The sequence below is a fragment of the Methanosarcina sp. MSH10X1 genome (assembly GCF_004099695.1).
GTDB lineage: Archaea > Halobacteriota > Methanosarcinia > Methanosarcinales > Methanosarcinaceae > Methanosarcina.
In genome coordinates, this window is record NZ_SCHL01000003.1 from 60,610 (window position 1) to 73,574 (window position 12,965).

A 12,965-nucleotide genomic window follows, 5' to 3' on the forward strand; every position below is an offset into this window, starting at 1 on the left:
TGCGGGCGTGGAATCGCCCCGGAGTTTAATTGAGTAAACAGGCGGATTTGGCAAAGTGAACGGGCAAATCAATCTTACAGGAGAAACCAATCTCACAGGAATTTTGTAAATCAAATAGAAAAATCTGTAACAAAAAGCTCTGTAGTAAAGAAACCTGTATAAAAGGCTTTCAATTTCAGGAAAGCCTTTTGCAGTTCAGGAAAGAAGATTTAAAGAAGATTTTAATTCAGCAGGAGAGTCCAGACAACAAGGAAGAAATCAAGAATTACGAACTCTACGTAAAACCAGTCCTTGAATTTGAATTCCTTTGTGTTGATCTTGAGTTGAGGGTAGATGAGTTTCTGTAGGTAGTACGTAACCCCAATAACGATCATAATTATGGCATACCAGAGCCTGTCTTCTCCGGTTCCGTAGAGGCGGAAACATAAAATTCCTGCGATTGTGCCAAGTACTCCCGCTACTATTGTTTTTACAATTCCGTCCCTGTGCTCCTTTTGCTTTTCTTCAGGTGTCCTTTCCTTAATAAAGCTCTTCTTTTCCGGAGTCTCAACCTTTGCGACAGGCCCTTCTGCAGCAGCCTGTGTAATTTTTGCGGGTTCTTTTCTGGACTTTGACTTGGGGGTTTGCTTACTCAAGCTGTATACTCTCCTGAACGGCAATTAACATTCCCGGGATGTAATCGTAGTCAGGATCTAATCTCAGTTAAAATTAGACCTGAATATTAAGATCTGAACTCGCAGATCCGTGCTATCAGATTAAGATCATTATATTTAAATTATTAGAATTAAATTATTGAAATAAGATTCTCACAACTGAACTATTTTGAATAAATAAATGGATCGGATAACGAAATAAATTGTTGAAAGCAGATAATTGAGATCAAATTATGAGATTTAAAAACTGGATTTCACAGCTTTAAATAAATCCATTGCTTAAAACATTACCGATCTGATCTATGGATATCGAATCGATTCCTATTGAATTTAAATGTTTTGAAAACTTTGAAGGCCTATGCCCTCCAGGGTGATAGACAAGCGTAACTTCGGGCGAAAGTTTCCTGACCATGTTTTCAAGCCCGCAGGCATCAAGATGGTCGCTTATCCGGATTGTGGGATAGGGATAATCCATGCGGCAACTGAGCACATACTTTTTCATATTCCAGGGAAGCTTGTCAAGGTCCCAGGGAGCGACTACGAAAACTGCGTCTTCCTCTCCGGAGTCAAGCCCTGCCAGTTCCCCGGCATTCTCAAGCATGCTGCGGGTAAGAGCTCTTGTCCTGGCCTCCATGCGGATCGCCCCGTCGTATCCAAAGCCTCTTATAAGTTCAACTGCGCGCTGGGCTTTCCCGAATTCGTATGCTCCGAAGGCAACCGGCCCGTTTTGAAAAAGCGCAGATTTCATGCCTTCGAGATCATCTGCAAAATGGCATGAGGGATCGGCCGGGTCTCCATAGTTAGCCTCAGTAATAAGGACGTCACAGGGAGGAAGCCCGTCTGCATCTTTGATATCCCCTGTAACCAGAATCCTTGTACCTACGTCGTTTTCCCAGTAAAAAGCCGTTGCTCCTACCGTATGTTCCGTGGGGAAAGTCTTTACTTTTGTTCCTTCGATATCGATTTCATTCCCAAGCCTGAACGTGCTGCCCGCGTATTTCCTGTCATGCCGGATTTCAAGCGCCACTGCGGTTTTTTCCGAACAGACGGCATTGGGAGAGAGCATAGCCGATTTTCCGTGATGGTCGGAATGGGCATGGGTAATGAGATAGGCATCGGGCTGGAGATGCTTTCCAGGCGTGCGGGTAGTGTCAACGGAAAAGGTGCGCAAGTCCCCGGCACAGTCCCTGAACCGGATGGAAATATGCGGTTTAAAAGTCCCGCGAGAGTTGCGCTGCCTGAGCGCCAGCACACCAAGATCAATAAGTTTTTTAGAAATCACGTAAATCCTTGAGGAAATAATACTTAAGATATTTAAGCTTAGGGAAAAGCTGTAGATTCGTATACATCTTGAGACATAAAAATATGAAATTAGCATTGAAGCCAGATCAGACTTGTTTCAAATAGAGCCGGAATCTCTAAAATAAAATCAATACCTGAGAAATTCAAAACCACGGGAGATCAGTTATTCCCCGGATGCAAGCCTTTTTAAAAAGAGCGTAAAAGAACTTAATAAATAAGAAAAAGTCTCGAGATCTTGAAAAGTAAACCTCAGTTATGCTTTAATGTTTTTTACTTCCTCCTGAAATCAGCCTTTTCCAAAAAAAATTAAGCCGGAGATCGGACCGCAAAAGCGCGAAAGCTTCGACATCTTTACGGTCGATCCCCAGTAAAGCATCCGATAGCATCCTTACCCTGCCCGGATCAGGCAGAGGCTTCCTTGGTGATGATATAAGCAACCAGTTCGGGATTAAGCTTGCTTTCCCTTGAGACCCTTGCTTCAATATCCTCAGTGGATCTGCCTTCTGACCTCATCTCCTTTATTTTTTCAGTAACCGAGGACGGAATGGTGTAATATTCGTTTATATCTTTTCTGTGACCCCATACATCACCTTCGATGAGCTGGATTCTCTGCATCTGAAGGAACATTTCTATGGATTTTGAAACTGTGGCCATATAAGATTTGGGTAACTGAATTACCTCAAGTCTCGGGCAGGTCTCAACCAGTCCCAAAACATCCTTGTTCGACGGCCTGAAAGCCAGGTGAACAACACGCTCATTAGGGTTAAGTGTAAAGATTTCTTCTCTGGAACTAACCACTCGGATTTTCATGTTTTTCTCTTCCCACTGTAAATTTTTTTACGTTTTTACATTGATATAAGTAGGACATACTGACTATAAATATTTATCTCATTCAACTAACATTATTTAGATAGTATTCTCGATTTTCTATCCGCAAAATATTTTTTAGATCCTCCAACACAGAAAAGGAAAATGGAGCGCATGCAATTATTACGAATCGTTTTCTATTTTGATTCCCTTTTCACCATTGCTACTTATAGAATTTTTTCTTAGTAACTGATATAATTATTATTGTTCTTATGAAGATATCATATCTTTTCACCAGGTAGCCTCAGCAAGACATTTTCAGTCTTAATGAGGGAAATTCGGTTACGGATAAGTTTGTTAAAAATGGCCCGCAGTGGGCAGTGGAGCACAGAAAGGAGCTACCTAAACGTTTCACATAAAAGAAATGAAATTTATCTGAAAAAGAAATGAAATTTATCTGAAAAAAAATAAGGCTCATCTGTGAAAGAAATAAAGATCACTGAAAAAGAAATAAACTTGCTACAAAGGAAATAGGATTTACCCATAAGCAAATAAAAGCTCGTAAAGAAATAGTCAGATCTGGAGATATATTTTCACTTAAATTTTCAGTCGCATGAGCTATAAGAAAGCTTAAAAAGCAGGCAAAGATTAACCCGGGTTCTGGAGTCCCCCGGGCGGTCTTTGTCAGAAGAACTGAAGGTCAGAGGAGCCTATCGAGCTCCGATGCCAGTATACTGCCCTGAGTTACCCCCATGAAGCGTTTTACTTCAGTCCCGTCTTTCTCAATGATCAGGGTGGGGACAGCGTGTATGCCGTATTTGGATGCCATCTCCTGGTTTTCATCCACATCGACAACTTTGAACTCAACTTTATCCCCGTACTTTTTCTCGAGCTCTTCAAGAATCGGTTTTTGCATCCTGCAAGGTCCACACCATGTTGCGGAAAAGTCCAATAACATCGGTTTCATAAAATCACCTGTATATTTTGAAACGTCTGAGACTTTCTTTTTTGTTTAATCCACTCCGGGAAGCTTACAGAAGAATCATACATATGCTGGCTGTAAGGCCTGTACGATAAAGCTGCCGGAAACCCAATCCTGATGATAAGCGACCTGAAAGCTGGATTTACCAAATACAGGGTCGGGACTTAATAATTGTATATATTATCTTCGAGAATATATAACGCTTATCTCAAGCTAGCGGGTTTTACTGTAAACATATTCTAAGAGAAAGCCTCACTGAATTCAACTGAACTAAGGAATTATTCATTTTTCCCCGTATATTTGTTTCCGGTCCTGCCCCGAATTACGTTGCCGAAATACATACAACCCTCCATAGAGATCGTTGGCATATCCGGAGACTCATTCACCATACTTACAGGAGCGCCACGGACCAGCACGCAGGGCACTCTTTCCCCGGCTTCTCCCATAAGAAGTTCGGCAGCCGAGACAAGGTTATCTGCTACAGCCTTATACGTAATACGCAGAGGTCTCCCATAGATATCATTAGACCCCCGGGCATCTTCCACAGGCACAAAGCCTGAGACTCCAAGCGCGATCCCCGAACAGCCAAGCCTGAGAGGCTGCGTCCTGCTATCTCCGATGATTACCCCAAGCCTGCATGAGTAACGCTGCTCAAGCCTGTGCCGGATATTGTCGGAACTTTTTCGAGGGTCTTCCGGAAGCAGGATTACATGGCCTTCAGGTGCATTGGAAGCATCAATGCCTGCATTGGGAGCCAGAACACCTTTTGTAATTGTAAGAGCAGCTCCGGGCACGCCCCCGAAAATCTCATCGCACTCCTGAAGTATGAGTTCCATTTCCCTGGGATCAATACCATACCGTTCCCCAAGCTCCTTTGCCCTTTTGCCGGGAGTGACACTTGTAAGCCTGACGACTCTTTTTTCTGCCGTGCCGACCGCTGATTCGGCAAGCACGAAAATATCCCCGTCAACCGGGACAAGACCTGATTCCTCCAGAGCCGTTTCTAAAATCTGTACCACATCGTCCCCTTCCCGGATTACAGGGGTCTTTATCCCGAACATCTGGATGGAAGTGTTTTCTGAACTCATATTCTATTGCCTTTAGAAGCTAATAATTTGCCTGTTTTGCTGAATCAAAAATAGATGCGAAATCAAAGCGTAAAATACTGCAGGATATTGATAAAGGTATCCAAAGGCTTTAAAAAAGATGCGAGGCGATCAGCAAATAAAATGCTCAGGGAGAATAAAAGACTCAGGCACGGGACACAGGGTAATACAGAACTCTACCGCTGAAAAAGTGGAAAAAAGATTCTTCCGGTGCAGAGCCTATTTAAACCCCCCACAGTAATTATTTTCCGGAAAGTCCAGCCAGAGAAAGCAGTTTTGGAGTATTCTTATGCGAACCTACAGGCATGATGTGGACTCCTCTTGAGAGTTTAATAAGCTCTTTTATAGTCTCCGAAGCTATGGAAAGGCCTTCTTCCACCGGGTCAGGTGCGTCTTTTATGCGGAGCATAATCTCCTCAGGCACATTAATTCCCGAAATATTTTTGTTCATGAATTCTGCCATGCCCAGGGATTTGAGGGGAATCAGCCCGGCAATAACAGGTACTTCAAGGTGGCTGGTAGCCTCCATAAACTCTTCGAACATGCCCACATCATAGACAGCCTGAGTCTGAATAAAGTCAGCTCCGCACCTGACTTTCTTTTCAAGCTTTATGAGCTGGATTGTTTTCTCGGGATCTATGCCAGAGACCGCCCCTGCACAAAAAGAAGTCCCTCCGTCCAGCCTGTTTCCTGCGAAATCTATGCCTGAATCTAGCTTTCGGACAAGTTGAAGAAACTGCACGGAATCGAGATCGTATACGGGCTTTGAACCAGGGTGATCCCCACAAGAAGGAAAATCCCCTGTCATCAAGCAGATATTCCGGATACCCAGAGCATATGCTCCCAGAAGATCTGACTGAAGCCCGATCCTGTTCCTATCCCTGCAGGTAAGCTGCATAATAGGCTCATGCCCTTCGTCAAGCAGAAGCTTGCTAAAAGCCAGAGAACTCATGTGCATAATCGAGCACTGATTGTCTGTAACATTTAGAGCATCTGCAATGCCTTTGAGCTGACGAGCATCTTCCAGGGGGGCTGAAAACCTTGTGCCCTTGGGAGGGGAGACTTCAGCAGTAACCAGAAATTTGCTGGAATTCAGTTTTTCACGAAAATTAAAAAGCATTGAATAAGAATATTAGGAATGAAATTATTTAAACCATGCTCCTCAGGAGCACGACAACGTAAGGAACACCAGATTTCTTGACTAATTTTAAGTGCTGAGGAGAAAAATAATGTAATTGTTCCTCTAGCTTTGTTCCGGTCAGCCCCTGACTGATTCCGTCAACGGCTCCCTCACATAGCCTCACTCAACCGTCCTTCGGGTAATTATGCCTCAGGACGGTTCCCGGCATTATGTTAATTTAAATTGTTTTCAAGATCAAAATTAATCATATCTAAACCAGAGTTAGTCTTTCTTCAGTTTAAGATAATATTCTTCAGACTATTCTTCAGACCAGGATCAAGCTTCTTTCGGGCTAGCAGATTAACCTGCGGCTCTTTAGCACCAGCCGGTTTTAGCCTGTATGGAACAGAATCAGATTCAGGGGATTAGCAACTTTGACTAACTCAGCAGGTTTAAAATAAGACCGGCCTTTATTTAAGGATAAGAAGAATGGGATTCTCAAACCGCCTTTATCTCTTTACCGTTAAGATCCAGGACAAAGGGTTTTAGGGTTTTTAATCTCAGTTCGCAGAATTTCCGTATATAAAAAACGGCCTGGAGAGAGTTTTCAACCTTATTAAAAGTAATGAATAAAAAATGGAAGTTAGTTATTCGAACTGGGTGGAAATCGAGTTAATTATTAAATGAAAAAAAGAGGTAAATTATGTAAATTAAAAGAGTTAAAAAGAGTTACTTAATTCCATGCTCCTGTGGGGCATGAACCGTGTAAAGAAGATCAAGCCTGTTGATTTTATTCAGTCTGTTATAAATCAGAGTCCACACACAGTCGTTCTCTCTATTGACTTCACACATCCCGTCAATAGATCCTCCACAAGGTCCATTCAGAAGACTTTTTGGACACTGGGCTTTGGGGCAGAGACCCCCGAATTCACCAATTGTGCATTTTCCACACATTACACACTGATCTGAGAGCAGCTTACCTTCACTTGAGCCTCCCAGAGAGAGAGTATCATTTGAACCTAATACAGGCACCTCCGTTACACTTGCAACCGTTGAGATTCCACTACCACAGCCCATAACCAGGATGCAGCGCGCCTCTCTGATCTTTTCATTCTTCTGGACCAGGGCGTCAAAAGACCGGACGCTGCAGGCTGCGGTGGGGAGAGCCCAGCCCACTACATGCTTTCCGTTTTCCTCAAGCCGTCTGCACATCTCAAGCACCTCGGGTTCTCCACCGGTCTTCAGTTTTGCAGCGCAGACATTGCATCCGATTACGAAGATATAGTCCTCGTCCTTTAACAGAGCCAGGATTTCCTCAAGGGGTTTTGCTGAAGTTATAATCATAATTACCTCAAATATCGATATTCCAGATCGCTCCGGTTTGCAATACATTCACGAATCATTTCGGCAATAAGCGGAAGAGAACGCGCCTGCCCTTCAAGTTTCCTGGCAAGGCGCCCAAGCTGAAGCAGAGTGCCCATTACGAGCACATCAGTCGCCTCTGTTTCATGGGAAACCGCATCTCTTGTCAGGGCTGCATCCCCTCCCCGAGCGAGCATTTCTTGCTTTATTATCAAAGCCTCGGTGGTTGTAAGGTTAGAGATTTTCAGCATAAGATGAACGCTTTTGTCCTGCATCACCTGTGAACCGGTCCTGGTTACCCCAAGTTTCCGCATTACAATGGCTGCGTCCTGTGGAGACTTTACTTCAACTACAGAGACCTCATACCTGCCTTCTTTTACTACACTTGGCCGGCTCCTGAGAGCACCTGAAAGCTTTACAACATCGGAGGTCTGAAGCACATCATGCGTACGGATAATATGAGCACCTTTGTAAACTGCAATAGCTGCTGCAGCCAGACTGCCGTAGAGCCTTTCAGTAGCAGGTTTTCCAAGTACATCTCCTATGAAAGATTTTCTTGAGAGGGCCGCTAGCAAAGGTTTTTCAAAAATTTTAAGACGTTCGAAATCGTCGAGGGTTTCGAAGTCATAGATGGGAAGTTTTTCTTCCGTCCATCTGCCTATTGCAGGGTCAAGTATAAGATTTTTCGGATTTATACCGCCTGCTTCAGCAGCCTGTATTATGGAGTCAAGCGATCCGATAATGGCATCCATTCCGAGAGGATCACCCGGAACCTTGTTTGAGGCCATGACAACAGCAGGACATCCGTAGTCTGCTACCACCTTAATCATTCCGGGGTCTGCCGTAAACCCGGAAACGTCATTAATCAGCTGAGCTCCGTTTTTAAGAGCTTCTTCCGCGATTTCGGAAAACATGGTGTCCACCGAGATCACGGCATCCACATTACCTTCAAGAGCTTCGAGCACTGGTAAAAGACGTTTGAGTTCTTCTTTCCTGCTTATAGGTTCGGAGAAGCGCCAGGTTGAACGGGCTCCAAGATCAAGAAAAGTTGCTCCATCCTCAACCATTTTCAGAGCTATATCAAGCGCAGAGTCCGGACTTATAACCGAGCTTTCGTAAAATGATTCCGGGCTCAGGTTAATAATACCCATTACATGTGAGGGGTACTGGTCTCCTAATTTCATACCGCAGATATCAGTATCAACAACCATTTTTGACAACCAGATTTATGGGTTTTAAATGAATTAACACCAGCAGACACTTAATATACACTTGTAAACAGGCATTGACGGAAGCCGGATTCACAGGGATTTTTCAATTGCCATATATTTTAACAATACGACACTCATCGCAGAGGTGTAATTTATTTCGTTTTCCGGGAGATTCTATGAAAGTGTTTTTTATTCCGTCACCAGAAATTTCCGGATAGGGGGAATTTAATTGATGGAGAATTATAAGGCTTAAGTGAATAATCACTGTAATCATATATTAATTAATACATATCAGCTGAATTTATCAGGTAGATTTGATTAAGACCTGTTTAAGAAAGGGCTGAACACGTTTCAAAATTTACATTGGACCTCATTCTACCGGCCGAACATTTTATAGTATTAAATCCATAGAATTAAACTCAAAAGATCATTTCGAGTATTACGGGCAGGAAACTGTTACTGTAGTTAAATAAGCTTCAATAATACATAAAAATATTGATGTGTGGAATTAGTCTGATACAATTGGGAAAGCAATATCGTACATTAATTAAGGAATTATCTATAAAAACCAACTGCTGTTATCGTAAACCGGCAAGAAGGAGGAAACAGGGTCGGATTTCCTGATCTGGCACAATTGGGAAAGACAACTTTGCTTGCTTTAATGTGAAATGGGCAAGATAAGAAGTATACGAACTGATAGTCCCATACCTTAACCTTACAATCCGGCACCTTAACCTGCTTCTGATGCTTTAAAACCTGACAACACAGTGCTTTAATGTGATATCCGGTGTCACAAAGTTTACTTAATAGCTATACGAATGTCACGGAAATCTAAAAAATGCTATCACGATAAAAAAGAAGATTAAAAAGCCTGGTAAAAAAGCCTTAATAAAAGGCCTGGTAAAAAGGCCTTAATAAAAAAGCTTCAAAAATTCTTTTCTGCACATCTAAGTACATGCTTCATCAGCATGGCAACGGTTACAGGACCCACCCCGCCAGGGACAGGTGTAATCAGGGCAGCCTTCTTAACCACATTTTCGAAATCTACGTCTCCGTACACGCCATCTTTTTCCTGGGTAATGCCCACGTCAAAGATTACTGCCCCTTCCTTTACCATATCGGCTTTGAGAAGGTGTTTCACTCCAGCTGCAACCACCAGGATATCTGCGCCGAGAGTATATTTTTTAAGGTCATCGGTAAATACGTGACAGACTGAAACGGTTGCGTTCCGGTTAAGGAACATTGCTGCCATGGGTTTTCCAACAACATTGCTGTGCCCGACAATAACTACGTTTTTGCCTTTGACAGGCACATTATATTCTTCAAGCGCCCGGATAATCCCATGCGGAGTGCAGGGAACGAGCCCTTCGTCCCCTATCATCAGCTTTCCCATATTGTATGGATGAAAACCGTCCGCATCTTTCTCAGGGGCTATAGCTTCCATTGCTTCCTGAGGAAGAAGGTGTTTCGGAAGCGGAAGCTGGAGCAGGATTGCGTGCACATCTTTATTTCCGTTAAGACTGTCGATCACGGAGAGAAGTTCCTCCTGAGTGGTCTCTGTCGGCAGGAAGTGGTCTTCTGCCCGGATGCCAACACGTTCACAGGCTCTATGTTTCAGGCGGACGTACATTCTGGAAGCAGGGTCGTCGCCTACAAGAACGGTTGCAAGCCCAGGCGTGATTCCGCGGCCGCTTTCCAGGGCTTCAACTCCTGACTCCACCTCGTCTTCAATTTGCTTTGCAAGAACTTTCCCGTCTATGATCTTTGATTCATAGCCTTCAGTTGACATTGGTAAAAGCACCCCAACCTCTTCAATTAGCAATAGACCGGGAACCTTGAACAGAGTTCCCTGACCTTGCCACTTGTTTCCGACAGGAGATTATCGTTATCTGCATTCTTGATCGCGATCTCAATATAGTCGGCAATTAATTCCATTTCCTTTTCCTTCATACCCCTTGTGGTACAGGCTGGGGTTCCGAGCCTTACTCCGCTCGTGACAAATGGGCTGCGGGTCTCAAAGGGTACCGTGTTTTTATTTGCAATAATTCCGGCTTTGCTCATGGCGGCTTCTGCGTCTTTACCTGTTATATTCATGTTATTGAGGTTGACAAGCATAAGATGGTTGTCCGTGCCGCCAGACACGATATCAAAGCCCTTTTCTTTCAGGCATTTGCAGAGGGTTTTCGCGTTCTTTACGGTCTGCATCTGGTCCTGCTTGAATTCCGCACTCATGGCTTCTTTAAAAGCTACGGCCTTTCCGGCTATGATATGCATGAGAGGACCGCCCTGAATGCCAGGGAAAACCGCCTTGTTTACACCGGCAGCAAGTTCTTCTGTCTTTGAAATAATCATTCCGCCTCTCGGGCCCCGCAGCGTCTTGTGGGTTGTGCTGGTGACGAAGTCTGCGTAAGGCACAGGGCTCTGGTGCACACCTGCAACTACAAGTCCTGCAATGTGGGCAATGTCAGCAAGCAGATATGCTCCGACCTCGTCAGCAATCTCACGGAATTGTTTGAAATCGATTTCACGAGGATAAGCTGAGGCTCCGCAAACAATCATTTGAGGTTTGCATTCCTTTGCCTGCTCCAGAAGTGCGGAATAGTCCAGTATTTCAGTCTCTTTACTGACCCCGTAAGGCACAATATTATAGAGCTTTCCGGAAAAACTTACCGGGCTGCCGTGGGAAAGATGTCCGCCGTGCGAGAGGTCCATGGACATAATGGTATCTCCTGGCCGCAAAACCGAGAAATATACAGCCATGTTCGCCCCTGAACCCGAGTGAGGCTGGACGTTTACATAATTTGCGTTAAAAATTTCCTTTGCCCTGGCAATTGCAAGGTCTTCAGCAACGTCTACGAAATCGCAGCCGCCGTAGTATCGCTTGCCGGAATATCCTTCAGCATACTTGTTGGTCAGAATGGAACCCTGAGCTTCCATAACGGCTTTGCTCGCATAATTTTCGGATGCGATAAGGTTCAATTTAAATTCCTGGCGCTCGGCTTCGTTCTTGATAGCCTCGGACAATTCCGGATCAATTTTTTCAATATAAGACATTACTGTCACCTGTTCACTTAAAATTGTTCAAAATCAAGATTTTTTGTGGCTTGGATTGATGGGTTGTTTAACGCTAACGTGCGCATATATGCAGGAGCTGCCTGACAGCCTGGAAAGCTCTCAAGAGGCAGGGGCATTCAGCGGTGAGAACCGCCGGATAAGCGGGAGTGTAATCAAACAGGCTCTAAACCTTCCTGATGGGTGGATTTTTCATACTGAAATTTCAGAACTTCCGGCAAAAAACTCCTGAATATCTTGAAGATAGGAAATTTCGAAACCTGGAAAGCCCTTCTGGCTGTGAGATTTCGTGGGATACCTATAAGTTTGAATTATTTATAATTATCAGGGATTAATGAAGTTGTTACCCGGTAAAATCTGTTCCGGTTTTGTATTATTTTTAAACGTCTGCTTAAGTCCGGGTTACTACATTTCTGCCCTCAATTTTAAGTTTACCCTCGGTAAAGAGCCTGACTGCTTCAGGATATATAACGTGTTCCTGTTCCAGAATTCTGGCAGTAAGAGCCTCTTCCGTATCTTCGGGAAGCACAGGTACGCACCTCTGGAGGATTATCGGCCCTGAATCCAGACCTTCATCTACAAAGTGCACTGTACAACCGGCAACCTTTACCCCGTACTCAAAGGCCTGTTTCTGGGCGTGAAGTCCTTTAAAAGCCGGAAGAAGAGAAGGATGAATATTCATAATTCTGTTCCTGTAGACCTCAATTATTTCGTTTCCCAAAAGCCGGAAATAACCTGCAAGCAGAAGAAGGTCCGTATCGTACCGGTTAAGAATATCCAGAATCGCCTTATCATACTCAGCCCGGTCATATTCTTCCGGGTCAAGGAAAACCGTGCTTATTCCGTAATTCCCTGCACGTTCGAGTGCATAGGCATTTGCCTTATTGGAAATAACTACATTAATTGCCGCATTCTTTATGTAACCCTTCTCAATGCTGTCCATAATCGCCTGGAGATTCGAACCCCTTCCAGAAACCAGCACTGCAATCTTTACCGTCATCGAAGCTTTTAGATTGAAACAGTGCTATATTAGGTTTTTGGAACTATGCCCTAAATAACCAGCCGGTTTCTGCCCGATACCATAAAGAAAAACCGGAAATTTGTTAAACAGAACCAGGCTAAAATGAAGAGCCCGGAAAATTGTCAGGGCAAGAGCATTTAACCGGAAAAATATCCGGGCATCCTATAATTTAAGATCCTTGCAGTAGTCACAGTTGCGTCACAACTCTTCTAAAAAATCGTGTTACGTTGTTTTCGATAAAACTTTTTCTCAAAAGGTTTTCGCTCAAGCACAACCGTTGCGCCGGTTGATCACGCCGTCAAGCCTTTTTCGATAAAGCATGCATTTTT

Annotated in this window: 12 protein-coding genes; 1 reads left to right on the forward strand and 11 read right to left on the reverse strand. The window is 43.8% G+C overall.

Annotated features, from left to right (window positions below; genetic code table 11):
* Positions 1-221: 221 nt before the first annotated feature.
* The 10 genes from EQO05_RS03495 to glyA form a co-directional block, all read right to left on the reverse strand.
* Positions 222-635 carry a hypothetical protein gene (locus EQO05_RS03495; RefSeq protein ID WP_240664309.1) on the reverse strand — a complete coding sequence of 138 codons (414 nt, stop codon included), beginning with the start codon at positions 633-635 and terminating at the stop codon, positions 222-224.
* A gap of 280 nt (positions 636-915) precedes the next feature.
* Positions 916-1,935, reverse strand: a complete 1,020-nt coding sequence (locus tag EQO05_RS03500) for an MBL fold metallo-hydrolase (protein ID WP_128503845.1) — start codon at positions 1,933-1,935, stop codon at positions 916-918.
* A gap of 422 nt (positions 1,936-2,357) precedes the next feature.
* On the reverse strand, positions 2,358-2,765 hold the full coding sequence (locus EQO05_RS03505; protein WP_128503847.1) for a DUF1699 family protein: 408 nt from the start codon (positions 2,763-2,765) through the stop codon (positions 2,358-2,360).
* A gap of 697 nt (positions 2,766-3,462) precedes the next feature.
* Positions 3,463-3,729 carry a thioredoxin gene (trxA, locus tag EQO05_RS03510; RefSeq protein ID WP_128503849.1) on the reverse strand — a complete coding sequence of 89 codons (267 nt, stop codon included), beginning with the start codon at positions 3,727-3,729 and terminating at the stop codon, positions 3,463-3,465.
* 293 nt (positions 3,730-4,022) lie between these two features.
* On the reverse strand, positions 4,023-4,832 hold the full coding sequence (gene cofE, locus EQO05_RS03515) for a coenzyme F420-0:L-glutamate ligase (protein ID WP_128503851.1): 810 nt from the start codon (positions 4,830-4,832) through the stop codon (positions 4,023-4,025).
* A 259-nt stretch (positions 4,833-5,091) separates the two neighbouring features.
* Entirely contained in the window at positions 5,092-5,970 is an 879-nt protein-coding gene (locus tag EQO05_RS03520) for a methylenetetrahydrofolate reductase (RefSeq protein ID WP_128503853.1), read from the reverse strand.
* A gap of 729 nt (positions 5,971-6,699) precedes the next feature.
* The gene (locus EQO05_RS03525; RefSeq protein WP_128503855.1) at positions 6,700-7,314 is read right to left on the reverse strand and encodes a methylenetetrahydrofolate reductase C-terminal domain-containing protein; all 615 of its coding nucleotides are present in this window, start codon (positions 7,312-7,314) and stop codon (positions 6,700-6,702) included.
* Positions 7,315-7,316: 2 nt separating this feature from the next.
* Positions 7,317-8,543, reverse strand: a complete 1,227-nt coding sequence (gene folP / locus EQO05_RS03530) for a dihydropteroate synthase (protein WP_128503857.1) — start codon at positions 8,541-8,543, stop codon at positions 7,317-7,319.
* Between the two features lie 925 nt (positions 8,544-9,468).
* Entirely contained in the window at positions 9,469-10,332 is an 864-nt protein-coding gene (locus tag EQO05_RS03535) for a bifunctional methylenetetrahydrofolate dehydrogenase/methenyltetrahydrofolate cyclohydrolase (protein WP_128503859.1), read from the reverse strand.
* A gap of 26 nt (positions 10,333-10,358) precedes the next feature.
* Positions 10,359-11,597, reverse strand: coding sequence for a bifunctional serine hydroxymethyltransferase/L-allo-threonine aldolase (gene glyA, locus EQO05_RS03540; RefSeq protein ID WP_128504159.1), 1,239 nt, complete (start codon positions 11,595-11,597; stop codon positions 10,359-10,361).
* 88 nt (positions 11,598-11,685) lie between these two features.
* On the opposite strand from glyA, the gene EQO05_RS15400 reads away from it, so the two are divergent.
* On the forward strand, positions 11,686-11,847 hold the full coding sequence (locus EQO05_RS15400; protein ID WP_164888454.1) for a hypothetical protein: 162 nt from the start codon (positions 11,686-11,688) through the stop codon (positions 11,845-11,847).
* 159 nt (positions 11,848-12,006) lie between these two features.
* Here the strand turns inward: EQO05_RS15400 and purN are convergent, their stop codons facing one another.
* A complete protein-coding gene (gene purN / locus EQO05_RS03545) occupies positions 12,007-12,615 on the reverse strand; it encodes a phosphoribosylglycinamide formyltransferase (protein WP_128503860.1) in 609 nt (202 codons plus the stop codon).
* Positions 12,616-12,965 lie beyond the last annotated feature (350 nt).

Bases quoted from the DNA above. Each gene is read 5' to 3' on its own strand.
- EQO05_RS03505 (WP_128503847.1), bottom strand. From the start codon at position 2,765: ATGAAAATCCGAGTGGTTAGTTCCAGAGAAGAAATCTTTACACTTAAC.
- trxA (WP_128503849.1), bottom strand. From the start codon at position 3,729: ATGAAACCGATGTTATTGGACTTTTCCGCAACATGGTGTGGACCTTGC.
- cofE (WP_128503851.1), bottom strand. From the start codon at position 4,832: ATGAGTTCAGAAAACACTTCCATCCAGATGTTCGGGATAAAGACCCCT.
- EQO05_RS03520 (WP_128503853.1), bottom strand. From the start codon at position 5,970: ATGCTTTTTAATTTTCGTGAAAAACTGAATTCCAGCAAATTTCTGGTT.
- EQO05_RS03525 (WP_128503855.1), bottom strand. From the start codon at position 7,314: ATGATTATAACTTCAGCAAAACCCCTTGAGGAAATCCTGGCTCTGTTA.
- folP (WP_128503857.1), bottom strand. From the start codon at position 8,543: ATGGTTGTTGATACTGATATCTGCGGTATGAAATTAGGAGACCAGTAC.
- EQO05_RS03535 (WP_128503859.1), bottom strand. From the start codon at position 10,332: ATGTCAACTGAAGGCTATGAATCAAAGATCATAGACGGGAAAGTTCTT.
- glyA (WP_128504159.1), bottom strand. From the start codon at position 11,597: ATGTCTTATATTGAAAAAATTGATCCGGAATTGTCCGAGGCTATCAAG.
- EQO05_RS15400 (WP_164888454.1), top strand. From the start codon at position 11,686: ATGCAGGAGCTGCCTGACAGCCTGGAAAGCTCTCAAGAGGCAGGGGCA.
- purN (WP_128503860.1), bottom strand. From the start codon at position 12,615: ATGACGGTAAAGATTGCAGTGCTGGTTTCTGGAAGGGGTTCGAATCTC.